24 protein-coding genes and 1 pseudogene are annotated in these 24,624 nt (G+C 70.2%); 10 read left to right on the forward strand and 15 right to left on the reverse strand.

The genetic code is table 11. The features are described 5' to 3' along the window. Positions 1–61 precede the first annotated feature (61 nt). Together ABZS61_RS00645 and ABZS61_RS00650 are read right to left on the reverse strand one after the other, a co-directional pair. Positions 62–1,018, reverse strand: a complete 957-nt coding sequence (locus tag ABZS61_RS00645; RefSeq protein WP_356413951.1) for a helix-turn-helix domain-containing protein — start codon at positions 1,016–1,018, stop codon at positions 62–64. A 283-nt stretch (positions 1,019–1,301) separates the two neighbouring features. Further along, on the reverse strand, positions 1,302–1,739 hold the full coding sequence (locus ABZS61_RS00650) for an ATP-binding protein (RefSeq protein WP_356413954.1): 438 nt from the start codon (positions 1,737–1,739) through the stop codon (positions 1,302–1,304). Positions 1,740–1,902: 163 nt separating this feature from the next. Between ABZS61_RS00650 and ABZS61_RS00655 the strand changes: the two genes are divergently transcribed. Both ABZS61_RS00655 and ABZS61_RS00660 read left to right on the forward strand, forming a co-directional pair. Then, positions 1,903–2,745, forward strand: coding sequence for a helix-turn-helix transcriptional regulator (locus tag ABZS61_RS00655; protein WP_356413957.1), 843 nt, complete (start codon positions 1,903–1,905; stop codon positions 2,743–2,745). Next, entirely contained in the window at positions 2,742–2,951 is a 210-nt protein-coding gene (locus ABZS61_RS00660; protein WP_356413960.1) for a DUF397 domain-containing protein, read from the forward strand. The genes ABZS61_RS00655 and ABZS61_RS00660 overlap by 4 nt, the downstream gene beginning before the upstream one ends. 49 nt (positions 2,952–3,000) lie before the next feature. Here the strand turns inward: ABZS61_RS00660 and ABZS61_RS00665 are convergent, their stop codons facing one another. From ABZS61_RS00665 to ABZS61_RS00680, 4 genes are all read right to left on the reverse strand, one after another. Further along, on the reverse strand, positions 3,001–3,300 hold the full coding sequence (locus ABZS61_RS00665) for a transcriptional regulator (protein WP_356413963.1): 300 nt from the start codon (positions 3,298–3,300) through the stop codon (positions 3,001–3,003). Continuing rightward, positions 3,297–3,713, reverse strand: coding sequence for a hypothetical protein (locus ABZS61_RS00670; RefSeq protein ID WP_356413966.1), 417 nt, complete (start codon positions 3,711–3,713; stop codon positions 3,297–3,299). The genes ABZS61_RS00665 and ABZS61_RS00670 overlap by 4 nt, the downstream gene beginning before the upstream one ends. Before the next feature lie 250 nt (positions 3,714–3,963). Then, positions 3,964–4,161 (reverse strand): hypothetical protein, encoded by a 198-nt coding sequence (locus ABZS61_RS00675; protein WP_356413969.1) that lies wholly within the window; start codon positions 4,159–4,161, stop codon positions 3,964–3,966. A gap of 81 nt (positions 4,162–4,242) precedes the next feature. Then, entirely contained in the window at positions 4,243–5,169 is a 927-nt protein-coding gene (locus ABZS61_RS00680; protein WP_356413972.1) for a LysR family transcriptional regulator, read from the reverse strand. A gap of 70 nt (positions 5,170–5,239) precedes the next feature. Here ABZS61_RS00680 and ABZS61_RS00685 point away from each other — a divergent pair, with 70 nt between their 5' ends. Then, the gene (locus ABZS61_RS00685) at positions 5,240–6,181 is read left to right on the forward strand and encodes an NAD-dependent epimerase/dehydratase family protein (RefSeq protein ID WP_356413974.1); all 942 of its coding nucleotides are present in this window, start codon (positions 5,240–5,242) and stop codon (positions 6,179–6,181) included. A gap of 13 nt (positions 6,182–6,194) precedes the next feature. Continuing rightward, complete coding sequence (locus ABZS61_RS00690) at positions 6,195–7,079, forward strand: aldo/keto reductase (RefSeq protein WP_356413976.1); 885 nt, start codon at positions 6,195–6,197, stop codon at positions 7,077–7,079. A gap of 65 nt (positions 7,080–7,144) precedes the next feature. Here the strand turns inward: ABZS61_RS00690 and ABZS61_RS00695 are convergent, their stop codons facing one another. From ABZS61_RS00695 to ABZS61_RS00715, 5 genes are all read right to left on the reverse strand, one after another. Next, positions 7,145–8,203: a LacI family DNA-binding transcriptional regulator gene (locus tag ABZS61_RS00695; RefSeq protein ID WP_356413978.1), complete on the reverse strand. Its 1,059-nt coding sequence runs from the start codon at positions 8,201–8,203 to the stop codon at positions 7,145–7,147. Beyond that, a complete protein-coding gene (locus tag ABZS61_RS00700) occupies positions 8,188–9,864 on the reverse strand; it encodes a glycoside hydrolase family 13 protein (RefSeq protein ID WP_356413981.1) in 1,677 nt (558 codons plus the stop codon). Before ABZS61_RS00700 ends, ABZS61_RS00695 begins: the two co-directional genes overlap by 16 nt. A gap of 99 nt (positions 9,865–9,963) precedes the next feature. After that, positions 9,964–10,842 carry a carbohydrate ABC transporter permease gene (locus ABZS61_RS00705; protein WP_351180341.1) on the reverse strand — a complete coding sequence of 293 codons (879 nt, stop codon included), beginning with the start codon at positions 10,840–10,842 and terminating at the stop codon, positions 9,964–9,966. Further along, positions 10,839–11,855 carry a sugar ABC transporter permease gene (locus tag ABZS61_RS00710; protein WP_356413985.1) on the reverse strand — a complete coding sequence of 339 codons (1,017 nt, stop codon included), beginning with the start codon at positions 11,853–11,855 and terminating at the stop codon, positions 10,839–10,841. The genes ABZS61_RS00705 and ABZS61_RS00710 overlap by 4 nt, the downstream gene beginning before the upstream one ends. A gap of 21 nt (positions 11,856–11,876) precedes the next feature. Continuing rightward, positions 11,877–13,148 carry an extracellular solute-binding protein gene (locus ABZS61_RS00715; protein ID WP_356413988.1) on the reverse strand — a complete coding sequence of 424 codons (1,272 nt, stop codon included), beginning with the start codon at positions 13,146–13,148 and terminating at the stop codon, positions 11,877–11,879. Between the two features lie 358 nt (positions 13,149–13,506). Between ABZS61_RS00715 and ABZS61_RS00720 the strand changes: the two genes are divergently transcribed. Together ABZS61_RS00720 and ABZS61_RS00725 are read left to right on the forward strand one after the other, a co-directional pair. Further along, complete coding sequence (locus tag ABZS61_RS00720; protein ID WP_356413991.1) at positions 13,507–14,556, forward strand: LacI family DNA-binding transcriptional regulator; 1,050 nt, start codon at positions 13,507–13,509, stop codon at positions 14,554–14,556. 76 nt (positions 14,557–14,632) lie between these two features. Next, positions 14,633–15,619 carry a phosphatase PAP2 family protein gene (locus ABZS61_RS00725; RefSeq protein ID WP_356413994.1) on the forward strand — a complete coding sequence of 329 codons (987 nt, stop codon included), beginning with the start codon at positions 14,633–14,635 and terminating at the stop codon, positions 15,617–15,619. A 61-nt stretch (positions 15,620–15,680) separates the two neighbouring features. On the opposite strand, the gene ABZS61_RS00730 is transcribed toward ABZS61_RS00725, so the two are convergent. Beyond that, positions 15,681–18,677: a bifunctional [glutamine synthetase] adenylyltransferase/[glutamine synthetase]-adenylyl-L-tyrosine phosphorylase gene (locus ABZS61_RS00730; protein ID WP_356413997.1), complete on the reverse strand. Its 2,997-nt coding sequence runs from the start codon at positions 18,675–18,677 to the stop codon at positions 15,681–15,683. 143 nt (positions 18,678–18,820) lie between these two features. Here ABZS61_RS00730 and ABZS61_RS00735 point away from each other — a divergent pair, with 143 nt between their 5' ends. Continuing rightward, positions 18,821–19,342: a pyridoxamine 5'-phosphate oxidase family protein gene (locus ABZS61_RS00735; protein ID WP_356414000.1), complete on the forward strand. Its 522-nt coding sequence runs from the start codon at positions 18,821–18,823 to the stop codon at positions 19,340–19,342. Between the two features lie 97 nt (positions 19,343–19,439). On the opposite strand, the gene ABZS61_RS00740 is transcribed toward ABZS61_RS00735, so the two are convergent. The 3 genes from ABZS61_RS00740 to ABZS61_RS00750 all read right to left on the reverse strand — a co-directional run bounded on the left by ABZS61_RS00740 (position 19,440) and on the right by ABZS61_RS00750 (position 21,779). Further along, a complete protein-coding gene (locus ABZS61_RS00740; RefSeq protein ID WP_356414004.1) occupies positions 19,440–20,231 on the reverse strand; it encodes a putative protein N(5)-glutamine methyltransferase in 792 nt (263 codons plus the stop codon). 165 nt (positions 20,232–20,396) lie between these two features. Further along, entirely contained in the window at positions 20,397–20,543 is a 147-nt protein-coding gene (locus ABZS61_RS00745) for a hypothetical protein (protein ID WP_356414007.1), read from the reverse strand. A 30-nt stretch (positions 20,544–20,573) separates the two neighbouring features. Beyond that, positions 20,574–21,779 carry a hypothetical protein gene (locus tag ABZS61_RS00750; RefSeq protein WP_356414010.1) on the reverse strand — a complete coding sequence of 402 codons (1,206 nt, stop codon included), beginning with the start codon at positions 21,777–21,779 and terminating at the stop codon, positions 20,574–20,576. Between the two features lie 196 nt (positions 21,780–21,975). On the opposite strand from ABZS61_RS00750, the gene ABZS61_RS00755 reads away from it, so the two are divergent. The 3 genes and pseudogenes from ABZS61_RS00755 to ABZS61_RS00765 all read left to right on the forward strand — a co-directional run. Next, positions 21,976–22,581 (forward strand): hypothetical protein, encoded by a 606-nt coding sequence (locus ABZS61_RS00755; RefSeq protein ID WP_356414013.1) that lies wholly within the window; start codon positions 21,976–21,978, stop codon positions 22,579–22,581. A 131-nt stretch (positions 22,582–22,712) separates the two neighbouring features. Next, the gene (locus tag ABZS61_RS00760) at positions 22,713–23,705 is read left to right on the forward strand and encodes an LLM class flavin-dependent oxidoreductase (protein ID WP_356414015.1); all 993 of its coding nucleotides are present in this window, start codon (positions 22,713–22,715) and stop codon (positions 23,703–23,705) included. Between the two features lie 180 nt (positions 23,706–23,885). Then, positions 23,886–24,624: pseudogene (locus ABZS61_RS00765) on the forward strand (hypothetical protein); the annotation flags it as partial.

Genomic DNA, 24,624 nt, shown 5'->3' on the forward strand with positions numbered 1-24,624 from the left:
CAATCACTCTGCCGGTGAGGCCGCTTCGTGCGGTGCGCCGACCATGGGTTTCTGCACAGGATCAGGCAGCTGTGGACAGGTCGGTGCGGCAGTCGCGGCAGTGGCCGGGGTGGCGCGAGCGGAAGGCGCGGTCGCAGCGGTCGCAGTTCTGGAGCGGGATGACGATCGCGCGTGGGCGTACGGCTTCCAGCTCGCGCGCGCCGGGCAGCGGGGGCGGCAGGAGTGTGGTGATCCGGTGCCGCAGAAGCTTGGCGGGGTGTCTCAGCGGTACGGGCAGGTCGGCGGTGAGGGCATGCCGGATGGTGTCGGGACGCGCATCACGTTCGAGCCAGGCGGCGACCCCGGAAGCGAGAGCGCCGATGTCCGCCTCGGAGAGCACCAGTTGAGGTGCGTGGCGGCGCAGATCGGCGAGGATCGCGGCGGCCGCGCGCCGCAGTTCCGGGGTGAGCGACTGCGGCTGCGGCAGCGGTGGGGGTGGGACCGTACGGGCCGTGGGCGCCGGTACGAGGACCGTGGCGGGCTGCGGCGGCGCGGGGGTGGGCGCCTGCTGCGGCGGCGGAGGGGGTGACGGCGCGAACTCCCTCGGCGGCGGCACGGGCGGCTCGGGCCGTGAGGGCCTGGCCGCACTGCGCGCGGGCCGAGGCGGCGGTGGCGTAGCACTGGCGGCGTCCGCGCCCGGCTGGTTGCACGACACCGTACGCGTGACGATCCGGCCGTCGGCGAGGCGTACGCGGCTGCGGTGCAGGTAGCCGACCGCCTCCAGCTCCCGCAGGGCGGCGGCGATACGGGTCTCACTCTCCGGGAAGCGTTCGGCGAGGCGCTTGATGCCGATCTTCGCTCCGGCGGGCAGCGACTGGATGTGCACGGCCAGGCCGATCGCGACGAGGGACAGGCCGCGATGCTGGGCGAGGTGGTTGCCGATGACGGTGAAGCCGCCGGTGTGCCGGACGTTGCTGTGGATCACGCCGGATGCAGCGGTCCGGGCGCACGGGGGCGCGGTAATCTGCTGGGTACCCATCGGGAAGCCTCTTACTTCCTCGGTGGTCAGGCCCTCGATCGAGATTGGCGTCTCGTCGGGGGCCGTCGCATGTCTGTGGCGGTCGGGGCGAGCATATGCCCGGCAACCGGCACCAAATCCAGCCCAGTTGCCACATGTCACCCGAGTGAGTGACGAAGGGCGCATCGGGGAGGGTTGGGTTGGGAAGGGTGATTTCCCTGGTTCTTTCAAAGCCTTTTTGACGTCGTGGGCCACCGCGTCACGATCCACCGGGTCGCGGGCACCCGCGACCCGGTGTCAGCGGTCACGGCGCAAGATCGATTTCGGCCCAGACCGTCTTGCGCGGGGCAGGTCCGACGTCGACGCCCCAGCGGTCCGCGAGCGCCCCGACGATCAGAAGACCTCTCCGCGACTCCGCGTCACCAGCGGGCACAGCGAAGGCTTCGGGCAGCGGAGGAAGCCGATCGCCACGGGTGTCGGTCACCTCGATACGGAGGAGCGCCTCACGGTGGACCGTGAGGCCCAGCCGGAAGTCCCGTCCTGGCACACGGCCGTGCACGACGGCGTTCGCGGCCAGCTCGGCCACGATGTGCGCGGCCGACTCGACGGGCAGGCCCCAGTCACCCAGGTGCGCGGCGGTGAGCAGGCGGGCGAGCCTGGCACCCCGTCGGGTGGGAGAGAGCAGCACGGTGAACTGCCGGGCCGGAGCGGAATGTTCGGTTCGGGTGATTTCTTGGGTCACGCCCTTCAGCGTGATCCCGACTGCCTACCGTGAAGCGGAGGACGGCGGTTACGTACGGTGATTGTCCAGTCCTTGTCCAGCGCTGTCCCGGCTGTCCAGGGTGACTCGCGGGGACGACAGCGGTTGAGGCAGGAACGGCAGGCGCGTCGGAAGTGGGGCACGGATGAGCGTGGACGAGGCTGACTGGGACGTCGATCCGGACGACGAGTCGGGGGCAGCGCTGGTCGCGTCCGTGGGCCGCCAGATCAAGGCTTGGCGGGAGGCGGCAGGCATGCGGGCCGGGGAGTTCGGAACGGCGATCGGGTACGGAGAGGACCTCGTCTACAAGGTGGAGGGCGGCAGGCGCATTCCCCGGCCGGAGTTCCTGGACAAGGCGGACAAGGTACTGGGGGCGGGCGGCAAACTCGCGCTGATGAAAAGGGAGTTGGCGGAGGTCCGGTACCCGAAGAAGGTACGGGAGCTGGCGAAGCTGGAGGCTCGAGCTGTCGAGCTGGAGGCGTATCACCACCACAACATCAATGGCCTGTTGCAGACCGAGGCGCATATGAGGGCGCTGTTCGCCTCGTGGCTGCCGGCCTACACGGAGGACGAGATGGACCGGGTGGTTGCTGCTCGCCTGGCCCGACAGTCCATCCTCGACCGGGCGCCCCTCCCGTCCCTGAGCTTTGTCCAGGAAGAGGTAACGCTCCGCCGTCCCGTCGGAGGCACAATGGTTCTGCGCCGCCAACTCGAACTCCTCCTGGAGGTCGGGCGGTTGCCGAATGTGGCCATCCAGGTGATGCCGACGTGTCGCGAGGAGCATCCCGGGACGGGTGGACTGATCGAGGTGCTGAGATTCCCGGACGGCAGTGCGGTGGGGCGGTCCGAGGGTGCGTTCAGCGGCCGCCCGGTCTCCGACCCGAAGCAACTCAGGATCCTCGGACTGCGCTATGGCATGATCCGGGCGCAGGCGCTTACGCCACGTGAGTCACTGGCTTTTATTGAGCAACTGCGGGGAGAAACATGATTAACAAGCCCTCCGGTGAGGGAGCCGCGGAACTGCAGTGGCTCAGGAGCAGCTACAGCAGCAGTGGTGACGGCAACGACTGCGTCGAGGTCGCCACCACCCCCCGCGCGGTGCACGTCCGGGACTCCAAGAGCGTTTCCGGCCCCCATCTCGGTTTCACCCCCGTCACGTGGGAAGCCTTCGTCACGTACGCCTGCGAAAGCTGACCCTGCCGCAGGATGTCAGTCGCCGTTGCTACGGTTCGTCTCATCGGTTTCAGGCGTGGCGAGCGGCGGTTTCGGCGATCTGCTGCAGCGCGGCCAGGTGGCCGACCAGCGCCTTGCGCCCGTCCTCGGTGAGCGCCAGCCACGTCCGGGGAGTCTTTCCGACGTGCCCTTTGCGGACTGCGACGAAGCCGAGTTCCTCCAGGGCGGTGATGTTCTTCGACAGGTTCGAGGGCGACAGATCGCAGTACTCCTGGACTGCCCGGAACTCTGCTTCGTCACAGCCCGACAGGAACGCGGCGATCCTGAGGCGGTTGGTGGTTCTGAAGGCATCGTCCAGTTCGTCGGTCATGGACGTACCTGCTTTTGCAGTGACACCCAGGTATAGATGCCCAGGAGCAAGCCCACGCCGGCGTAGATCCAGCGGGTGTTCGGAGTGGCGGCCAGAGCGGAAACCAGGACGGCAACGCAGCACACGCCGACGGTCCGCCACTTCTGTCGAGCCGGGCCGCGCAGACCGCTGACGCCCTGCCTGGCGCGGACCCGCAGCACGAGCTGAGCGGCCGCCAGTGCACACAAGATGCCCGCGGCAATGGTCGCCGCCTTCACCCATCCGATGGAAGGGCCGACACCTGCCAGAGCTATCGAGGCGGCGACCAGGGCGGCACAGACGGGCGGGGCCCAACGCGGCAGCACAGGCGTGACGGAGGCGTCGTAGGACTGGCGGGCCTGCTCGAGGTTACGTCGGGCTTCTTCGGCATCCATGGTTGCCACGATGGCATGTACTTTCCTGATTTTCAAGTACTACCTGCATGGAAAGAGCTCGGCGTCAGCACTGCTCTCCGGATGCGTCCACCAGGGGCGACTGGCCCCGCTTGGCATCTGCTGTCGCACGCCGTCGCCTGGCGTGACATTGCAGGGGTCAAAGCCACTCGTCGACAGCAACTACCAGCACGGTTGCTTCTTTGGCGAACGGCTGGCTTGTCGTATCCCGTAGCCACGGCGCGGTGTCATTTCAGCCGGTTGATACCCCGCTCGACCGCGTGCCGCGCCTCGTAGTCGGTTTTGTCGAACTTCGGCGGTCGGCCGCCTGGGAGCCGCGCTTCTTGCGGTTGCGGATCTGGTCGGCCTTGTCCGGGATGGTGCAGCGGATGCTGCGCTCGCGCAGGTAGTCGCGGTTCTTGCGGGAGGCGTAGGCCTCGTCGGCGCGCACTCGCCGCGCTCGGGTACGGGTCTTCCGAGCCCGAGGCGGGGTACCCCGATCCGGCCCAGGGCCACCTCGAACTGCGGAGAATCACTGCGCTGTTTCGATACACGCCCTGTAGTGCCGCCCCGCCTGCTCACGGAGCGCCTCGATGAACGCCGTGGCGTGCGGGTGGTCGCGGCGGCCGAGCGTGGCAACGCCGATGTGCCGAGCCGGAGTCGGCGGCTTGATCGGAACGGCTCGCAGCCCAGGCACCTCCGGGACGAGCGCGATGGAAGGGATCAGGGAGATTCCCATTCCCGCGGCGACGAGTGACCGGGCGAAGAAGTAGTCCGTGGTGGTGCCGCGCACCTCCGGCTCGAAGCCCGCGCGTGCGGCGTAACGGCGCAGGTACGCCTCGGTCTTGAGGCAACCGAGCACCCAGGGCTCCGCTGCCAGTTCGGCGATGTCGAGCGACCGGCGGCCGGCGAGTCGATGCCCCTCCGGCATGACGACGTGCAGGGGATCTTCGAGGATCGGGGTCCAGTGCAGGCTGGAACCCGTACCCGGCCCCACGGGCAGCGGCCCGTCGAAGTGGTAGGCGAGTGCGAGGTCGACAGCTCCTTGGCGGACCAGGGGCACGGTGTCCTCGGGCTCGCCCTCCCTGACGTGGAGCTGGGTCTGGGGGTGGGTTGCCATGAGCCGGCGGAGAGCACCGGGCAACAGGTGCCTGCCGCCACTGGTGAAGGTGGCGACGGTGAGCTGTACGCGGCCCGTGCTGAGCCGCTCGACCTGTTGTTTCGCCTGTTCGAGCTCGGCTGCGACGGATTCTGCCGCCCCGACCATGATCCGACCGGCCTGAGTGAGGGTCACCCCGCGCGTGCTGCGTGTCACCACCTGGGCACCGAGGCTGCGCTCCAGTGCCGCCACGTGCTGGGAGACGGCGGAAGGGGTGAGGCGGAGGGCCACGGCCGCCCTGTTGAAGCTGCCGTGGTCCGCCACCGCACGCAGGACGCGGAGCCGCTGCACATCGATCAACAGTTTTCCTTAATGAGTCGCCAGTAAGTCACCACTTCCGCTGATGACGATAGGTCTCCAGGATGGGGGCATGCAAAGGATCTGCGTCATCGGCGGAAGCCGCTACTTCGGAAAGCTCCTGGTCGAGCGCCTGCAGTCGGCGGGCCATCGGGTCACGGTGATCAATCGCGGCTCCGCCCGGCCGCCCGTCGGCGTCGAGCACCTGGTCGTCGACCGCGACGACGAGGCCGCCCTCGGCGCCGCACTCGGTTCGCGCAGCTTCGACGTGGTCGTCGATCAGGTCTGCTACACCCCGGTGCAGGCCGCGATCGCCGCCCGCGTCTTCGCCGGCCGTGCCCGGCGCTACGTCATGACGTCCACGATCGAGGTCTACGACCCTGCGACGGCCGCACTGCCGGCCGTGCCGGCGGGAACCCCGGTGCCGGAGGAGAACGTGGACCCGAGCGCCTGGCCGGTGGCCATGGACCTGCCCTGGCACGACGAGGCGTACGTGGAGGCGCACTACGCCGAGGGCAAACGCCAGGCGGAGGCCGTGTTCTCCCGGGACGGCAGCTTCGCGTTCGTCTCTGTGCGCAGCGCTCATGTGCTCGGCGGCGGTGCGGAGGAGTTCACCGGGCGGCTGGCGCACTACACCGAGCGTATCCGCCGGGGCGAAGAGATCGCTGTGCACGCGAACGCGCGGCCGACGGTGTTCATCCATTACCAGGAGCTGGCGGACCTGCTGCGGTGGGCGTCCACCGCCGCCGACTTCACGGGTCCGGTCAACGCCTGCTCCGACGGTCTGCTCGACGTGCGTGAACTGGCTGCGGCTGTCGCCGCGCAGACCGGCCGGGAGCCCGTCCACCGGACCGTCGCGGAGGGCGGGACGGCTTCGCCGTTCTCCTTCGACCGCGACTACGCCATGAGCAACACCCGTGCGAAACGGCTGGGCTTCGCCTTCTCCCACGTCACCGACTGGCTGCCCGGCGCCGTCGCCGAGACCGTCAGCGCGTCCGCCACCCCCGCCACGTAGGGAGCCGGCCACCATGCAGTTCCGCAGCATCGCCGACACCGCCGTCAGCGCCGTCGGGCTGGGCGCAATGCCGCTGTCCATCGAGAACCGGCCCGACGAGGCGCGGGCCGTCGCCACCGTCCACGCGGCCCTGGACTCCGGCGTCACGCTCATCGACACCGCCGACAGCTACCACTGGCACGCCGACGAGGTGGGCCACAACGAGCTCCTGATCGCCCGCGCCCTGGCCCGCTACGGCGGCGACACCTCCGGCGTCCTGATCGCCACCAAGGGCGGCCGTGGCCGTCCCGGTGACGGCAGTTGGACCGTCACCGGCACCCCCGCCCACCTCAAGCGCGCCGCCGAAGCGTCCGTCAAGCGCCTGGGGGTCGAAGCCATCGGCCTGTACCAGCTGCACAAGCCGGACCGGGCCGTGCCCTGGGAGGAGTCCGTCGGCGCCCTGCGCGACCTGCTCGACGCCGGAACGATCCGCGCCGCCGGCATCTCGAACGTGACCGCCTGCCAGATCCGCCAGGCGCATCAGATCCTCGGCGACGGACTCGTCTCGGTACAGAACCAGTACTCGCCCGCCGTCCGCGACAGCGAGCCCGAGCTGCGGCTGAGTGCCCGGCTGGGCCTGGCGTTCCTGCCCTGGAGCCCTCTCGGTGGCATCTCCCGCAGTTCCCTCGACGGCCCCTCGGGCCCGACGTCCACCGGCACCGCTTTCCAGCGCATCGCGGCCGAGCGCGGCGTGAGCCCGCAGCAGATCGCCCTGGCATGGCTGCTGAGCCGCTCCCCGACGGTGATCCCGGTGCCGGGAGCCAGCCGCCCGGCCTCCGTCCGGGACTCGGCTCGAGCCGCGGACCTGGAGCTGAGCCCGGAGGAGCTCTCACAGCTCGAGGACGCGCTGCCGGGCTGAACCCTGCGACCGGGCACGCGAAAGGCCGGGTCCCCCCTCCGGACCCGGCCCCGCTCCCCGCTCGTTCAGCCGACCCGCACCGCCGCGGTGGACCCGCGCACCACGAGCTCGGGCTGGAACACGTATTCCGTGCGCTGCACGGGACTTCCGGCGATCTCCTCCAGCAGTGCTCCCACGGCCGCGGCGGCCATCGCCTGCACCGGCTGGCGCACCGTGGTCAGCGGCGGGTCCGTGAACGCGATCAGCTGCGAGTCGTCGAAGCCGACGACGGAGACGTCGCGCGGGACGTCAAGTCCCCTTCCCCGGGCCGTCCGGACCACGCCCAGTGCCATCAGGTCGCTGCCGCAGACGATGCCGGTGCAGCCGGCATCGAGCAGGGCGCCTGCCGCGACCTGGCCGCCCTCGACGCTGAACAGGGTGGAGCAGACGAGGAGTTCGGCCTCCTCGCGGTCCATGTCCAGCAGCGAGACGGCCGCGTCGACGAAACCGTCGCGCTTGCGCCGGGAGGGCACGTAACGCTGCGGTCCGATCGCCAGACCGACCTTCCGGTGCCCGAGTTCGGCGAGGTGCCCGACGGCCATCCGTACCGCGGCCGTGTCGTCGGGCGAGACGAAGGGGGCGCTGATGCGCTCGTTGTAGCCGTTGATCAGGACGAACGGCACGCCGCGGTCGCTGAGCGCGGCATACCGTGCCGGGTCCGCCGACGTGTCGGCGTGCAGCCCGGAGAGGAAGACGATCCCGCCGACGCCACGCTCGACGAGCTGTTCGACCAGCTCGTCCTCGGTGGCGCCGCCGGGCAGTTGGGTGCAGAGCACGGGTGTGTAACCGTGCCCGGCGAGGACCTGCTCCACGGACTGCGCGAACGCCGGGAAGATCGGGTTGGTGAGCTCGGGCGTCACCAGCCCGATCAGCCCGGCACTGCGCTGCCGCAGCCGTACGGGCCGCTCGTAGCCGAGGATGTCGAGGGCCGCGAGCACCCGCTGACGCGTGGTGTCCGCGACTCCCGGCTTCCCGTTGAGCACCCTGCTGACGGTCGCCTCGCTGACCGCGGCCTGACCGGCGATGTCGGAGAGCCGCAGCGCCGGTCCGGTCCTGGGTGCGGGGACGGTCACACCGTCCACCACACCGTGGTGTCCGCGGGCAGCTCCACCGTGTCGCCGTCGACGGCGACCGGGGCGCTGGCGAGCAGCAGGGTGCCGGGGGCGGTCAGCCGTACCGGGGCGCCCGTGGTGTTGACCGTGCAGACGAAGCCGGAGCGGCCCAGGGCGAGCACGCCCTCGGGGGCGTCCAGCCAGTCCACGTCCGTGCCGGCGCCGAGCCCGGGGTGCTCGCGGCGGGCGGCGATCGCGGCGCGGTACAACTCCAGCGTGGAGCCCTCCACACCGGTCTGCGCCTCGACGGAGAGCGCGCTCCAGCCGGCGGGCTGCGGCAGCCAGCTGCTGCCGTCGCCGAAGCCGTACGAGCTGCCTTCGCGGGTCCACGGGATCGGCACGCGGCACCCGTCGCGGAAGCCGTCCTGGCCCTCCGCGCGGAAGAACGACGGGTCCTGGCGCGCCTCGTCGGGCAGGTCGGTGACGTCGGGCAGGCCGAGCTCCTCGCCCTGGTAGACGTACGCGGAGCCGGGCAGCGCCAGCATCAGCAGCGTGGCGGCGCGGGCCCTGCGCAGCCCCGTGACGGGGTCACCGGGGGTACGGATCTGGGTGCCCAGGCCAGGCGGGTTGGCGAAGCGCGTGGTGTGACGGGTGACGTCGTGGTTGGAGAGCACCCAGGTGGTGGGGGCGCCCACCGGACGCATCGCGTCGAGCGAGGAGTCGATGACCTTGCGGAGTTCGGCGGCGTCCCAGGCGGTCGACAGGTACTGGAAGTTGAAGGCCTGGTGCATCTCGTCGGGGCGCACGTAGTTGGCGGTGCGCTCGACGGTGGGGGTCCACGCCTCGGCGACGAGAATCCGGTTGCCGGGGTACTCGTCGAGGATGGTGCGCCAGCTGCGGTAGATCTCGTGCACACCGTCCTGGTCGAAGAACGGCATGACATCGTTGCCCAGCAGTTTCAGCTGATCGTGCGTGCCGAGGTCGGGCAGTCCCTCGGCCTTGACGAGGCCGTGGGCGACGTCGACGCGGAAGCCGTCGACACCCATGTCGAGCCAGAAGCGCAGGATCGAGCGGAACTCGTCGGCGACGGCCGGGTGCTCCCAGTTGAAGTCGGGCTGCTCGGGCGCGAAGAGGTGCAGGTACCACTCGCCGGGGGTGCCGTCCGGGTCGGTGGTCCGGGTCCAGGCGGGGCCGCCGAAGATGGACTCCCAGTCGTTGGGCGGGAGTTCGCCGTCGGCACCCTTGCCGGCACGGAAGTGGTAGCGCTCGCGCAGGGCGGAGCCGGGGCCCTCGGCGAGTGCGCGCTTGAACCACTCGTGCTGGTCGGACGAGTGGTTGGGCACCAGGTCGACGATGATGCGCAGGTCCAGGCCGTGGGCCTCGCGGATCAGGGCGTCGGCGTCCAGGAGCGAGCCGAACATCGGGTCGATGGCCCGGTAGTCGGCGACGTCGTAGCCCGCGTCCGCCTGCGGGGAGGCGTAGAAGGGGCTGAGCCAGACGGCGTCGACACCGAGGTCCCTGAGGTACGGGAGCCGTGCGGTGATGCCCGCGAGATCGCCCATGCCGTCGCCGTTGCCGTCGGCGAAGCTCCGTGGGTAGACCTGGTAGATCACCGCGTCCTGCCACCAGCCGGTGCGGTTGCCCGGGGCGTCGTCGGACGTGCCGGTGGAGGGGGCAGCGAGGTGCTGGGTCATGTCGTCCCTGGGGTGTCTGGGTGGGGAGCGGCGCCGGGACCGGGTCGGGGATCCGGCGCCGCCGTGACGGGGTGCGTTCGGTCGTGCGTGCCCTGGGCGTCAGCCCTTGACGGCTCCGGCGGACATTCCGGTGACCAGGTGCTTCTGCGCGAAGAGGAAGACCAGTGCCGCGGGGATCGCGATGAGGACGGACGCGGCGGTCATCGGACCCCACTGGGCTCCGTACTGGTTGACGAACTTCTGCAGTCCGCCCGCGAGTGTGAGGTTCTCGTCGCCGACCATGAAGGCGGAGGCGTACGCCACTTCGCCCCAGGCGGTGATGAAGGAGTAGAAGGCGGTGACGGCGAGTCCGGGCTTGGCGAGCGGCAGGATCAGCCGCCAGAACGTGCCGAACGGGGTGAGGCCGTCGACCTGCCCCGACTCGTCGATCTCCATCGGGATCGTGTCGAAGAAGCCCTTCATCATCCAGGCGCAGAACGGCACCGAGATGGTGAGGTAGGTGATGACGAGTCCGGCCGGCTGGTTGAGCAGGCCGATGCCCGCCATGATGTTGTAGATCGGCACGATCAGGACGGCGACCGGGAACATCTGGGTGATCAGCAGCGTCCACATCAGCCCGCGCTTGCCGGGGAAGCGGAAGCGGCTGACGGCGTAGCCGGTGGTGGCGGAGACGAAGACACCGATGACGGTGGAGAGCCCCGCGACGACCACGGAGTTGCCGAACCAGCTCAGGAACTCGGTGTCCTTGATCAGGTTCGTGTAGTTCTCGAACGTCGTCTCTTTGAAGAAGTCCGTCGTCGTGGCGAACTTGGCGGGCTTCAGCGAGGTCAGCAGGACCCACAGCACCGGGAAGACCGCGATCACGGACGCGACGATCAGGGTGACGTGCAGGGCCACGGACGCGGCCGGGGAGCGGTCGCCGCGCTTCCGGGGCCTGCGGGCGGCGTGCCGGGCGGAGGTTTCCGTGAGAGTGGTCACCAGTTGTCTCCCTGCGTGCGGAGCACTCGCCGGTACACCATGGCGAAGAGCATCAGGAGTACGAGGATCAGCACGCCCCAGGTGGAGGACTGCGCGAAGTCGCGCGGGCTGATCTCGAAGGAGAATTTGTAGGCCTGGGTGACCAGGATCTGGGTCGCTTCACCGGGTCCGCCGCGGGTCAGCAGGAAGATCACCGGGAACATGTTGAAGGTCCAGATGGTGGAGAGCAGGATCACCGTGGTGGACACCGGGCGCAGTCCGGGGAGCGTGATGTGCCGGAAGCGCTGCCAGGCGGTGGCGCCGTCCATCTCGGCCGCTTCGTACTGCTCCGAGGGGATGGACTGCAGTCCGCCGAGCAGGGCGACCATCATGAACGGCACGCCGAGCCAGACGTTGACGGCGATGACGGAGAACTTGGCCCAGGTGGGGTCGTTGAGCCACGGTATGCCGTCGATGCCGCCGCCGCCGAGGATCTTGTTGAGCAGCCCGCGGTCCTCGTTGTAGAGGAAGCGCCAGGCGAAGACCGAGACGAAGCCGGGGATGGCCCAGGGCAGGATCAGGGCCATGCGGTAGGCGGAGCGTCCCGCGATACGGCGGTTGAGGATGTTGGCGAGGCCCATGCCGAGGCAGAACGTGATGCCTACGCAGGAGACCGTCCACACCAGCGTCCAGCCGAGCGTGCCGAGGAACTGGGTACCCGTCAGCGCGTCGACGTAGTTGTCCACGCCCACGAACTTGTAGGTGGCGGGCAGTTCGTTGACACCGATGGACCGTGCGACGTTGCGCTCGTTCGCGTCGGTCAGCGACAGCCAGATGCCGCGGCCCAACGGGTAACCGATGATCACGCCGATGACGATCACAACGGGGGCGACCATGGTCCAGGCGTACCAGTGGACCGACATGGCCCGCCGGAGCTTGCTCGGTGGTGCGGATTTACCAGTACCGCGGCTCCGGCCGCGGGCGACAGTGTCGCCCGCGGCCTTCGCCACCGACTGGCTGGTGTGGACAGCCATCAGTCGGCCTGCCTTCCTGAGTTACTTCCAGCCCTTGAGGAGCTTGCGGTAGGAGTCGCCGGTCGTGGACGCGGCCTTCTCCGGCGTGGTCTGGCCGGTGAGGACCTTGGTGTACTCGGTGACGAGCGGCGCGAAGAGGCTGCCGGTCTCCGGGATCCACGGGCGCTCGACGGCGGTCTCGACGACCGGCTTGAAGAAGCCGACGATCTCGCTGTCCACGGCCTCCTGCTTGGCGTACGCGGAGGTGCGGGTCGGGAGCAGGTTCAGCTCACCGGCGGTCTGCGCCTGGGTCTCCACCGAGGTCATGTACTCGACGAAGGCGTAGGAGGCGTCGAGGTTCTTCGAGCCCGCGTAGACGGCGAGGTTGTGGCCGCCCTGCGGGGCACCCTGCGAGGCCGAGCCGGCCGGGACCGGGGCGATGCCCAGGTTGGCCTTGTCGGCGAACTCCTTGCCGGTCAGCGTGTCGGCGACGGCCCACGGGCCGTTGATCATCATGGCGACCTTGCCGTCCTTGAACGACGACTGCATGTTCTCCCAGCCGTCGGTCGCGTCGGTCTTCGCGGCGCCGGAGTCGACGAGGTCCTTGACGGTCTTGAACGCCTTGACGCCCTCGGGCTTGTCCACCGTGACGGACTTGCTGGAGGCGTCGACCAGGTCGCCGCCCTCGCCGTACAGGAAGGAGAGGAACCAGTACGCGTCGTCGCCGCGCAGGTAGAGGCCGGTCTTGCCGGTCTTGTCCTTGATCGCCTTGGAGACGGTCTTCAGGTCGGCGATGTTCTTGGGGACCTCGACACCGGCCTCCGCGAAGATCTTCTTGTTGTAGAAGATGCCCATGGAGTCGATGACCTGCGGGACCGCGTACGTCTTGTCCTTGTACTTGGTCGACGCGGCCGCCTGCTCGAGGAAGTCCTTCTCGTTCTTCAGCGCGGCGGTGCCGTCCAGCGGGGCGAGGTAACCGAGGTCGGCGAACTCGGGGGTCCAGGCGACCTCGGAGCGGATGACGTCGGGAGCACCGGCGCCGGCCTGCGCCGCGTTCTTGAACTTGTTCTGCGCCTCACCGAAGGGCACGTTGACGTACTTGACGTCAACCTTCGGGTGCTTCTTCTCGAAACCCTCGGCAAGCTTCTTGAAGACCTTGTCCTCGCTGCCGACCGTCGAGGTGTCCCACCAGGTCACCGTGCCGGAGAGCTCGCCCGAGCTCTTGCTGCCGCCGGTCTCGTCATCACTGCCGCAGGCGGTTGCCGCAAGCGCCAGGGCCGCGACCAGGGCGGTGGCCGTTATGCCACGTCGCATCTGAACTCCTTCAACTGCCGTACCGCTCCGTCGCGGCGCCGGGTCGACGTGAACGTAACAAGGATGAAAGACGACCGAAAGACTTTGCGGAAGATTTCTGCAAGCACCGACGATCGTTACATTGGCGTGTCCGCAAGGTTGCCGTCAAGCCTCTTGACGGGAGCCCTGTATCCCTGCCCACACCAGGCCAGAGCCCCTCTCCACACGGTGCGACGATCCGACTGCGGGCAGCTGACAGCGTCCGCAAGGCCTTGCAAGATGTTGCTACGGAGAGACCGGCGGGCCCTCGCTCCTGGGCCCGGCCGCCCAAAAACTGCGCATGGTGGGCAATACGACACGCGCCCGGTACAGTCCCCTCATGACCGCACGGCTTGCCGATATCGCAACTCAGGCGGGGGTCAGCGAAGCTACGGTCAGCCGCGTACTGAACGGCAAGCCCGGTGTTGCAGCGACCACCCGCGAATCAGTCCTCGCGGCGCTCGACGTCCTCGGGTACGAACGCCCCGTCCGGCTGCGGAGGCGCAGCGCGGGCCTCGTCGGCCTGATCACGCCCGAGCTCGAGAACCCGATCTTCCCGGCACTGGCCCAGGTGATCGGCCAGGCGTTGACCCGGCAGGGCTACACGCCGGTGCTGGCGACCCAGACGCCCGGCGGCTCCACCGAGGACGAGCTGACCGAGATGCTCGTCGACCGCGGCGTCTCGGGCATCATCTTCGTCTCCGGTCTGCACGCCGACACCTCGGCCGATATGCAGCGCTACGAACAACTGCGGGCCCAGGGTGTTCCCTTCGTCCTGGTCAACGGCTTCTCGCCCAAGGTGCAGGCGCCGTTCATCTCCCCCGACGACCGTGCCGCGATGCGGCTCGCGGTGACGCACCTGGTGTCCCTGGGGCACCAGCGCATCGGTCTCGCGGTCGGCCCGAAGCGCTTCGTTCCCGTACTCCGCAAGATCGAGGGCTTCCACGCCACGATGCGGGAGCAGCTCGGCCTCACCGCGGAGGCGGTGGAGGAGCTGATCCAGCACTCTCTGTACACGCTGGAGGGCGGCCAGGCCGCCGCCTCGGCGCTGATGGAGCGCGGATGCACCGCGGTGGTGTGCGCGAGCGACATGATGGCGCTCGGCGCGATCAGGGCCGCACGCCGGATGTCGCTGGACGTACCGCGCGACCTGTCGGTGGTCGGCTACGACGACTCGCCCCTCATAGCCTTCACCGATCCGCCGCTGACCACGATCCGTCAGCCCGTGACAGCGATGGGTCAGGCGGCGGTGCGTACGCTGCTGGAGGAGATCGGCGGTACGCCGGCCCCGCACAGCGAATTCGTCTTCATGCCTGAGCTGGTCGTTCGCGGCTCGACGGCTTCGGGCCCCGGCCCCGGCCCCGGCCCAGGATCCCTCCCTCGTCGTTGAGGTGCAGAATGTGCGACCGGAACCCGACCGGAGGATCATCGGGCGGAGTGGGACGTATCTGGCAGACTCTGCGCCTATGGGTGATTCGCACGTGACCACACAGGAAGACCGCATGGCGGCCAACCCGTCACCCTTCGTGGACGAAGCGGCGGCCACCGGATCGACACAGGTCGTCGGCCGGACACGATCGTGGTCCCTGCGCTCGCTGCGGTCCCCGCGTCGCCCTCGCCTCTGGTTCGAGATCCTCCTGATCGCGGTCAGTTACTGGCTCTACTCACTGGTGCGCAACGCCGTACCCGAGCAGCAGGCCGCGGCCCTCCGCAACGCCGACTGGATCTGGTCCCTCGAGCACGCGGTGGGGCTCGCCTTCGAGGAGACGGTCAACCAGGCCGTCAACTCGGTGACATGGCTGATCGTGTCGATGAACTACTACTACGCGACGCTGCACTTCGTCGTGACCATCGGTGTGCTGATCTGGCTGTTCCGCCGACATCCCGGCCGCTACGCGGCGTCCCGGCTGATCCTCTTCTCGACGACGGCCGTCGCCCTGCTCGGCTACTACCTGTTTCCGCTGGCACCTCCGCGACTGATGAGCGGCGGGGGCTTCATCGACACGGTGATGCTCCACCAGACCTGGGGTTCGATGGCTTCGGGCAACTTCAAGCACATGTCGAACCAGTACGCGGCGATGCCGTCGATGCACATCGGGTGGTCGCTGTGGTGCGGTCTGACCGTCTGCGCCCTGGCCACCGCCCCGTGGGCGCGGATCCTGGGCCTGCTCTACCCGGTGGCGACACTGGTCGTGATCGTGGCGACCGCCAACCACTTCTGGCTGGACGCGGTGGGCGGCATGGCCTGCCTGACGTTCGGCTACGCGATCTCGTACGCCTGGTACGGGCGGCTGCCGCACCGGCTGCCACGGCGGCCGGCGACCGCGGGGGGCCGTGGCCGCATGCGCTCGCTGCTGCCGGTCCTGGCACGCCGCACCCGCCGCGACGTGCCGCACCCGTCCGACGAGCCGAGCCCCGTCCCGGCCCACTCGGCCCCTCCGGGCTCCGGCTGACCCCGTCCCGGGGCTCCGCCCCGGACCCCGCTCCTCAATCGCCGGAGGGGCTTGATCTGCCTCACCCCGCCGCCCCGTAGAACCGCTCCTCCACCACCGCCCGCGCCCGCCGCGTGATCCGCCGGTAGTCCTCCAGCATGTCCCCGACGTGCCCAGGCTCGTACCCCAGGTACCGCCCGACCGCCGTCAGCTCCCGCGGGTTCGAGGGGAACGTGTCGCCCGGCCGCCCCCGTACCAGCATCACCGCGTTGCGCACCCGTGTGGCCAGCACCCACGCCTCGTCCAGCGTCTGCGCCTCCTCCACCGGGATCAGCTCCGCCGCGCACGCCGCGGCCAGTGCCTCACGCGTACGCGTCGTCCGCAGGCCCGGCTCGGCCCAGCCGTGCTGCATCTGGAGCAGCTGCACCGTCCACTCGACGTCGCTCAGCCCGCCCCGGCCCAGCTTCATGTGGAGCGTCGGGTCGGCGCCCCGCGGTATGCGTTCGGACTCCATGCGCGCCTTGAGCCGCCGGATCTCCCGGACGGCGTCCTCACCCAACCCCTCCGCGGGGTAGCGCAACGGATCGACCAGCTCGATGAACGCGCGCCCCAGCTCCTCGTCCCCCGCCATGGGCTCGGCGCGCAGCAGCGCCTGGCTCTCCCAGACCAGCGACCAGCGACGGTAGTAGACCTCGTACGACTTCAGCGTGCGGACCAGCGGGCCGCTCTTGCCCTCGGGACGCAGGTCGGCGTCGATGATCAACGGCGGGTCGGCGGTCGGCAGCTGCAGCAGCCTGCGCATCTCCGTGATGACGGTGTTCGCGGCCCGGGCGGCTTCCTCGTCGCTCACGCCCTCCCGCGGGGCGTGCACGAACAGGACGTCCGCGTCCGAGCCGTAGCTCAGCTCGTGCCCGCCGAACCGGCCCATGCCGATGACCGCGAACCGGGTCGGCAGGGTGTCGCCCCACTGCTCGCGCACGGCGGCGCGCAGGGCCCCCGAGATGGTGGCGGCGTTCAGGTCGGTGACCGCGGGTCCGACCCGGTCGACGAGCGCGCCCGGATCCTGTTCCGCGGGGTTCTCCTCGGTGCCGTACGAGCCGATCAGGTCGGCGGCCGTCGTACGGAAGAGCTCACGCCGCCGCACCCCGCGCGCCACCGCGACCGCCGACTCGGCGCCCGCAGCACGGCCCACCGCGGCCAGCACCTCCTGCTCCAGATGATCCCGGGTGCGCGGCTTCAGCCCTTCCGGGTCGCCGAGGATGGCGACGGCCTCCGGGGCTCGCATGAGCAGGTCGGGGGCGAGACGGCCGGCGGACAGGACCCGGGCGAGGTTCTCCGCCGCCGCGCCCTCGTCCCGCAGGAGCCGCAGGTACCAGGGGGTCTTGCCGAGCGCGTCGGACACCTGGCGGAAGCCGAGGAGCCCCGCGTCCGGGTCGGCGGAGTCCGCGAACCAGCCGAGCAGGACGGGCAGCAGCGTGCGCTGGATGGCGGCCTTGCGGGACACACCGGACGACAGGGTCTCCAGATGGCGCAGGGCAGCCGCCGGATCCGCGTATCCGAGGGCTTCCAGCCGGACGATGGCGGCCTTCGCGCTGAGCCGGGTCTCGCCGGGCGCCAGCTGGGCGACGGCGTCCAGCAGCGGCCGGTAGAAGAGCTTCTCGTGCAGGCGCCGCACCACCGCGGCGTGCCGCCGCCACGCCTTGTTGAGTTCGGCGACGGGGTCCGTGCGCAGCCCGAGGGAGCGCCCGAGCCGCCGCAGGTCCGACTCGTCCTCGGGCACCAGGTGCGTGCGGCGCAGCTTGTAGAGCTGGATGCGGTGTTCCATGGCGCGCAGGAAGCGGTACGCCTCGTCCAGCTGCGCCGCGTCCGCCCGCCCGACGTATCCGCCGTCGGCGAGCGCCCGCAGGGCGGCCAGGGTGGAGCCGGCGTGCAGGGTGGCGTCGCTGCGCCCGTGGACGAGCTGGAGCAGCTGTACGGCGAACTCGACGTCCCGCAGTCCGCCGGGCCCGAGCTTGAGCTCACGGTCGACCCGGTCGACGGGGATGTTGTCGACGACGCGACGGCGCATCTTCTGTACGTCGCCGACGAAGTTCTCCCGGTCGGCGGCCTGCCACACCAGCGGGGACACCGCCTCGACGTACTCCGCGCCGAGCGCGGGGTCACCGGCGACCGGCCGGGCCTTCAGCAGGGCCTGGAACTCCCAGGTCTTGGCCCAGCGCTGGTAGTAGGCGAGGTGCGAGGTCAGGGTCCGCACCAGCGGCCCGTTGCGGCCCTCGGGGCGGAGGTTGGCATCGACCGGCCAGATGGTGCCTTCGACGGTAGTGTCGGCGCAGATCCGCATCATGTGGGCGGCGAGGCGGGTGGCGGCCTGCATGGCCGCGCTCTCCTCCTCCCCGTCCACCGGCTCCCCCACGAAGATCACATCGACGTCGGACACGTAGTTCAGCTCGTGTCCGCCGCACTTGCCCATCGCGATGACGGCGAGCCGGCACCGGGCGGCGTCGGCGGGGGCGGCGGTGCGGGCGATGGCGAGTGCGGCGCGCAGGGTGGCCGTCGCCAGGTCGGCGAGCTCGGCGGCGACCTGCGCGAGGTCGGTGGTGCCGCAGACGTCGCGGGCCGCGATCGACAGCAGGGAACGGCGGTAGGCGACCCGCAACGAGTCCGGGTCGACCGCGTCGACGAGCATGCGTTCGAATTCGGCGACGCCGGGGTGCAGATCGGTGGCCTCGTACGTGACGAGCACCTGCCAGTCGCGGGGGTAGCGCGCCAGATGGTCCCCGAGCGCCTCGGAGGCGCCGAGTACGCCGAGGAGCCGGTCCCTCAGCGGCTTGGCGGTGACGAGCGTGTCCAGCAGGACCTGCCGTTCGTCGGCCTCCTCCGCCTCCACGATCCGGACGAGACTGTGCAGGGCCAGGTCCGGGTCGGACGTGGCACCGAGTGCGTCGAAGAGGACGGGATCGGACCGTACGGAAGAGAGCTCGGGCAGTTCCAGGAGCCGTTCGGCTGCGGACGGATCGGTGAAACCGTGCCGCAGCAGTCGTGTGAAGTTGCTGCTCCTGCGCCCAGGCACCGTCGTCATCCCGTGTTCTCCTGCCCGCGGACCCACGCGTGTCCGCCCTTCGAGCCTAGCTGTGCGCCGATGAATTCGGAGCGGGAGCGGAGTCCGTACTTCGCAGGCACGATGAACGGAACGATCACGCCGAAGGCTCTCAGGAGGCCGTCATGCCGGACGGGAACGCCACCCCGGACACCGGCCTGGACCCCCGGTACAGCGGCGAGAACGCCACCGCCCGCCCCTGGCCCGAGGCGGTCGCCCTCCTGACGGACGCCGAGCTGTACCGGCTCACCACGGTCCGCCCGGAGGGCCGCCCTCACGTCACCCCGCTGATCGGGGTCTGGTCGGACGGGGCCCTGCACTTCTGCACGGGCGCGGCGGAGCGCAAGGCGCGGAACCTCGCCGCCAACCCGGAGGTGGTCCTGACCACCGGCGCCAACACCCTCGACGAGGGCTTCGACGTGGTGGTCGAGGGCCGGGCCGCCCGGGTGACCGACGAAGCCCGCCTGATCGCGCCGGCCGAGGCCTGGGAGACGAAGTACGGCAGCGACTGGCACTTCGGCGTCACCGACGGCATGTTCTCCAACGGCGCCGGCGGCCGAGCGGAGGTCTTCGCGGTGACGCCCCGCACCGCCTTCGGCTTCGCCAAGGGCGACCCGTACGGCCAGACCCGCCGGCGCTTCACCTGACCTGCCCGGCGCTTCGCCCGACCGTGCCGGAACCGCGCGGGGCCGGCGGCACCCGGCCACCGGCTGCACGGGGGCGGGTCCCGACGGCGGCAACCGGCTACACCGGGCGGGTCCCGATCACCACCGTGGCGTACAGCTCCTCCGAGACGACCACCCGCGCCCTCAGCCCGCTTCCGCCCACCGTCTCCGCGGCACGCTCCGCCTGCCGCTCACTCGTCTCGACGAGGAGGCTGCCGCCGGGTGCCAGCCAGTCGGGCGCTGCGGCGACCACGCGCCGCATGACGTCGAGGCCGTCCCCACCACCGTCGAGCGCCACACGCGGTTCGTGCACGCGCGCCTCGGCCGGCAGCAGTTCGACGTCATCGGTCGGCACGTACGGCACGTTGGCGAGCAGAACGTCGACGCGCCCGCGCAGCGAACCGGGCAGCGGCTCGAACAGGTCGCCCTCGTAGACCTGCCCGAGCGCACCGACATTGCGCCGGGCGCACCGCACGGCGGCGGGTTCCACATCCGTGGCGTGCAGTTCGACGTGCGGCAGCGCCGCCGCCAGCGCCGTACCCAGGGCCCCTGAACCGCAGCAGAGGTCGACGGCGACGGCCGGCTTCCGCCCGGCGAGTGCCACGGCCTGGCGGACCAGGAATTCGGTACGGCGGCGGGGCACGAAGACCCCGGGGTCCACGGCTACGCGCAGCCCACAGAACTCGGCCCATCCGAGCACGTGTTCAAGTGGCAGACCGGCAACGCGGCGTTCGACCATGGCGGCGAGTTCCGCGGGACCGGCGGCGGTGGAGAGAAGGAGCTCGGTCTCGTCCTCGGCGAAGACACAGCCGGCGGCGCGGAGCGTGGTGACGATCGAGGAGACGGTGTGCGGTGAAGCGAATTCCTGCATGCGGAGGAGCCTTTCGGAAAACCGATGGGCGCTCCGCGATCGCCTATGCCGTGTCGGGCACGCGACGGCGAGTGGTGAGCACCCGGCCTGCTGAAGCGGTAATGGGTCTCACCTCCTGGGTCGGTCCCGGTCTCGGGACGGGTCACCTTACCCGAGTCGGGCCGTTCACCACACGCCCTGCTCCCGGGACAGGTGCGTTCCGAGCGTGTGCCCGTCGGCCCGGCGGAAGACGTCGGCAGGAACGTCGTCGGCCGACAGCACCCGCGCGCGGCTGAGGCGCAGTTGGGTGCCACTGCGGCCGATCACCGACACGGGCGGTGAGTCACCGGCACGGGTGGTGCGTCACCGGGTCTCGACGTAGCACGTGACCACCGGATCGGCACCGATGCCCCACCTGGCCTCACCGGGCCAGCTGTACCAGAAGTGACCCTTCTCGGATGACTCCCGGGTCCAGGCGGCGGGCGCCGACCCGTACGCCTGTCGGCACGCGTCGCCGGCCATCCGCTTCGCCTTCCTGTCGCCCGGGTACGCGGCGTCGAACCGTGCGTGGGAGAAGACGCGAACCTCGTGGGGCTGCGCGCAGGGGACGGACACCACCAGGTCGAGGGTGCGGGTGCCCGTGGTGAGATCGGCGCAGCCGCCCTTCTTCACGTCACCGACCGCTGTGACGGCCCCCTTGGCGTCGAGCGTCTGCTCCGAGGCTGCCGGCATGACCGGCGCGGACTTCCCGAAACCGCTCACCTGCAGAACGGCTCGCAAGCCGGTCACCTCGCCCAGGGCACTGTCCTTCTTGTCCAGCAGGGCCGAGAAGTCCGCCTCCGCCCGGGTGACCCGCCCCTTGGCGTCCGCGGACATGCTGAGCGACACGGGCGTCTGCGTGCTGTTCGGGTCGATGTTCGCGGTGAGTTCGGAGCCCAGGTCCTTGGGGAACAGGCGCAGGGCGTTGAACGCGGTGAGTTCCGCCAGGTAGGTGCGGCCGCCCTTCTTGGTCGCGGGCGATTCCTTCACTTTCTGGGCTCCGCTCAGAATCTCCAGGAGCGTGCCGCCGAAAGCGGACTCGGCTCCTCGCAGCGCATCGATCGCGGCACCGGCACCGAACGCCTCCGAAGACCCTTCGTAACGCAGCCAGTAGCCGGCCTCGCCCGCACGCAGCCGGATGCTGTCCGGCTCGACCGCCACCCGGGTACGCGCGGGTGAACGGCCCTCCCCCAGCCGGACGCCCAGCAGTGCGTCCTGGGCCTCGTCCGGCAGGTCCTCAGCGAGTGTCCAGTCGATCGAACCGACGGCCCGGCCGCCCGGGAAGTCGAGCCGTCCCGAGGTCTTCTGCACCGTGTCACCCGACGGAGAGGTGAAGGTCAGCGTCTGGGTGAAGCTCGCGGTACGCGCCGCCTGGGTCGCCAGGAGCGCCTGGCGGGGCTGCTGCTCGACCGGCACGCCGTAGACCGGGTGGGCGGGCTTGTCGTCCGCGGAGCCGCCGGCACAGGCGGTCAGCAGCAGGGTGGCCGACAGGGCGGCGGCGCACAGAGGGAGGAGGCGTCTTCTGATCACGTCGGTTCGACCGCGAAACCGCCTGAGCGGTTGCCCTCCCCGGGGTAACGGAACGATCACCCGCCCCCTGACATTGCTCACCAGGAGCGGCGGAGCCGTACTCCCGCGTGCCGTCACGGTGCTCCCCCTTTACGGCATCCCTGGCATGGGCATGGTTCGAGCTGGGGACAGTACCGAACACACGGGGGGGCAGCCCATGTTCGATGGCGTCAGAAACAACCGCAGACTGAAAAGGATCGCCCGGAAATGGTCCTGGTTCCGCGAGGACGTCTTCGACGCGGTGTCCGACTTCACATGGTCCCGCTCTATGTGGGTGATCGTGGGCAACGCGGCCACATTCCTCAGCGCCCTCGCCGCGTTGGTGCACAACTGGTCGCGCCCGCTCTCGTTCGCGGACTATGCCGTCGTCCAACTCGCCTGCCTGGCCTGCCAGGCGGTCGCCCTCATCCCGGTCGTACGGCCGGGACGGGCGGCGACGCCACGAGACGTCGATGATGTGTCCGAGGGGCAGCAAAGCCTGGCGATGACCACCGCCTGCGGTTCGTGGCTCTTCGGCGTGTTCCCGGGCGCGGGCCTGCTCGTCTTCTTCGGCGTGGACGTGGACAGCCCGCCGTGGGCCGCCGTGTTCTACTCGGGAACGGCCGTCATGCTGGCCTGCATAGCGGGCGCGATCACCGCTGTAGCCGTCTCCGACAAGGTAGGGACACGGCTCCGCGAAGCGGCCGGGCCGTCGGCCGGGTCCGACTGGGGCGACGGCGGGGACGGTGCCGACACGGACTCGGGCGGCTTCGACGGGGACTGAGCAGCTGCGCCGTCTGTGAGCACCGGGTTGGAGTGCTCAGGCCCATGGCCGGCGCCCACACCCACCCGAGAGGCGATTCGGCCTCAAAACAAAGCCAGTTGGCGTGCTCAGGCAATTCCTATACTGACCGGATGATCACTGTTCCGACAGGCGCTCTCGAAGTGGCCATGGTCCAGGCGGGCACACGCGCCGCAGACACGTTGCGTGACACCACCGCGTTCGCCCGGCGTATCGAAGACCTCGGCTACCGGCGACTCTGGTACGCCGAGCACCACCATTCCCCGGCCATCGGAGCGTTCCCACCGGTCGTCCTGACCGCCCACACCGCCGCGTCGACGTCGTCCATCCGGATCGGCTCCGGGGGCGTCCTCGCACCGAACCACGCACCGATCATGCTGGCCGAACAGTTCGGCACCCTGGCGGCCCTGCACGAGGACCGGATCGACCTGGGGATAGGCAGAGGCCCCGGCACCTTCGACGAGACCACGGCTCGGGCCCTGCGCCGGGGCGCGGGCCCGACGACGGACGACGAGTACCGCGACGATGTCGCCTCGACGCTGCGCCACTTGCTGGACGAGGTCGCGCTGGGTCCTCTCCCGGAGCCGTGGTTGCTGGCGTCGAGCACGGCCGGTGCGTCACTCGCCGGGGAACTCGGCCTGCCGATCGCCTTCGCCCATCACATCCGCCCGGACAACACTCTGGCCTCGCTGAGCCGCTACCGCGAGAGCTTCACACCGTCCCGGTGGTGCGCGCGGCCGCGTGTGCTGATCTGCGTGGAGACGGTGTGCGCCGGGACCGAGGAGGAGGCGTCCTGGCTCGCCGGCCCGATGAACGTCGTCAAGGCCGGACTCCTCCAGGGGCGGGGCGACATCCCGTTCCCCACCCCCGCGCAGGCCGCGGCCCACCCGTTCACCGCGGAGGAGAAGCGGGCGCTGACGAGTTTCCGTGCCCACCAGGCACACGGTGCGCCCGACACCGTGGCACGGCAGTTGACCGACCTGGTGGAGCTGACCGGTGCGGACGAACTCATGCTGGTCACGCCGGTCCACGCGTTGGCCGACCGCCTCAGGTCGTACGAACTCGTCGAGCAGCACGTCATGTCGCCGCCACCGCAGCAGCCGTGACGGCCGAGCGGGGGATGCCTCCCCTTTCCCCGGGCAGCGGAAGGTAGCACCTTCCTCCGACACCTCAGCCTGGACCGGAGACGTTGCACGAGGGCCGGGAGTTGGGCCCCGATTTGGGCCCGAGGGCCCACAGGGAAATCGCTCTGGTGACCTACTCTCGCCGCTGGGGGGTGGATGAGTATGTCGTTTCATGCTGATGTCGTCGGGGCGGGCGGTGTCGCGCGACGCGCGATGCCGCAGCAACTGGTGGTCGCGCGCTGGCTCGTGTACGTGCTGTTCGGGGCGACGGTCGTGGGCGGCTTCGGCCTGCTGCTCTCCGCCGCCCAGGTGGACGCGCTGGGCGGCCTGTTGCTCGGCATGCTGCTGTACGCGGCGGCGCCCGGTGTCACCGGGTGGCTGCTCGCACGCCGGGCGTGGACGGGCGGCAACGGGGTCCGCTGGGGGCTGATCGCCGTACAGGCCTGGCTGATATCCGGCGGCCTGGCCAACCTGCGGGACGGCTCGGTCCAGGGCCTCACCCAACTCGTGCTGCCCATCGTGATCCTGGTCTTCCTGTGCACGAAGGACTCGCGGGAGTGGTTCCGTTCGGCGCCGTCCCATCGGCAGGAGCGGCCGCCGTTCTCCCTCCCCCACATGATCACCTGGCGTCGGGACCGCGGTCAGTCGGCGGTGGAGTACACCGGCCTGGTCGTGATGGTGGTCGCCATCATCACTGCGCTGATACTCAGCGGTGTCGGCGGAGAGATGTCCGCTCGGCTGAAGGAGGCCATCTGCTCCGTCGTCGGCCAGTCCTGCCCGGCCGACGGTGGCGGTGAGACGCCCCAGGCGGGCGACGAAACGGGCGACGGCACGGACGGTTCCGTAGACGGAGGCGTGACCACCGGCGGCACGGGCGGCAGCACGGGCGGTACGGAAGGCA

It is taken from the genome of Streptomyces sp. NPDC005566, assembly GCF_040605575.1.
Classification (GTDB): domain Bacteria; phylum Actinomycetota; class Actinomycetes; order Streptomycetales; family Streptomycetaceae; genus Streptomyces.

Coding starts and splice junctions, on each gene's coding strand:
- ABZS61_RS00645 (WP_356413951.1), bottom strand. CDS start 1,018: ATGGGTACCCAGCAGATTACCGCGCCCCCGTGCGCCCGGACCGCTGCA.
- ABZS61_RS00655 (WP_356413957.1), top strand. CDS start 1,903: ATGAGCGTGGACGAGGCTGACTGGGACGTCGATCCGGACGACGAGTCG.
- ABZS61_RS00660 (WP_356413960.1), top strand. CDS start 2,742: ATGATTAACAAGCCCTCCGGTGAGGGAGCCGCGGAACTGCAGTGGCTC.
- ABZS61_RS00665 (WP_356413963.1), bottom strand. CDS start 3,300: ATGACCGACGAACTGGACGATGCCTTCAGAACCACCAACCGCCTCAGG.
- ABZS61_RS00670 (WP_356413966.1), bottom strand. CDS start 3,713: ATGGATGCCGAAGAAGCCCGACGTAACCTCGAGCAGGCCCGCCAGTCC.
- ABZS61_RS00685 (WP_356413974.1), top strand. CDS start 5,240: ATGCAAAGGATCTGCGTCATCGGCGGAAGCCGCTACTTCGGAAAGCTC.
- ABZS61_RS00690 (WP_356413976.1), top strand. CDS start 6,195: ATGCAGTTCCGCAGCATCGCCGACACCGCCGTCAGCGCCGTCGGGCTG.
- ABZS61_RS00700 (WP_356413981.1), bottom strand. CDS start 9,864: ATGACCCAGCACCTCGCTGCCCCCTCCACCGGCACGTCCGACGACGCC.
- ABZS61_RS00710 (WP_356413985.1), bottom strand. CDS start 11,855: ATGGCTGTCCACACCAGCCAGTCGGTGGCGAAGGCCGCGGGCGACACT.
- ABZS61_RS00715 (WP_356413988.1), bottom strand. CDS start 13,148: ATGCGACGTGGCATAACGGCCACCGCCCTGGTCGCGGCCCTGGCGCTT.
- ABZS61_RS00720 (WP_356413991.1), top strand. CDS start 13,507: ATGACCGCACGGCTTGCCGATATCGCAACTCAGGCGGGGGTCAGCGAA.
- ABZS61_RS00725 (WP_356413994.1), top strand. CDS start 14,633: ATGGGTGATTCGCACGTGACCACACAGGAAGACCGCATGGCGGCCAAC.
- ABZS61_RS00730 (WP_356413997.1), bottom strand. CDS start 18,677: ATGACGACGGTGCCTGGGCGCAGGAGCAGCAACTTCACACGACTGCTG.
- ABZS61_RS00735 (WP_356414000.1), top strand. CDS start 18,821: ATGCCGGACGGGAACGCCACCCCGGACACCGGCCTGGACCCCCGGTAC.
- ABZS61_RS00740 (WP_356414004.1), bottom strand. CDS start 20,231: ATGCAGGAATTCGCTTCACCGCACACCGTCTCCTCGATCGTCACCACG.
- ABZS61_RS00755 (WP_356414013.1), top strand. CDS start 21,976: ATGTTCGATGGCGTCAGAAACAACCGCAGACTGAAAAGGATCGCCCGG.
- ABZS61_RS00760 (WP_356414015.1), top strand. CDS start 22,713: ATGATCACTGTTCCGACAGGCGCTCTCGAAGTGGCCATGGTCCAGGCG.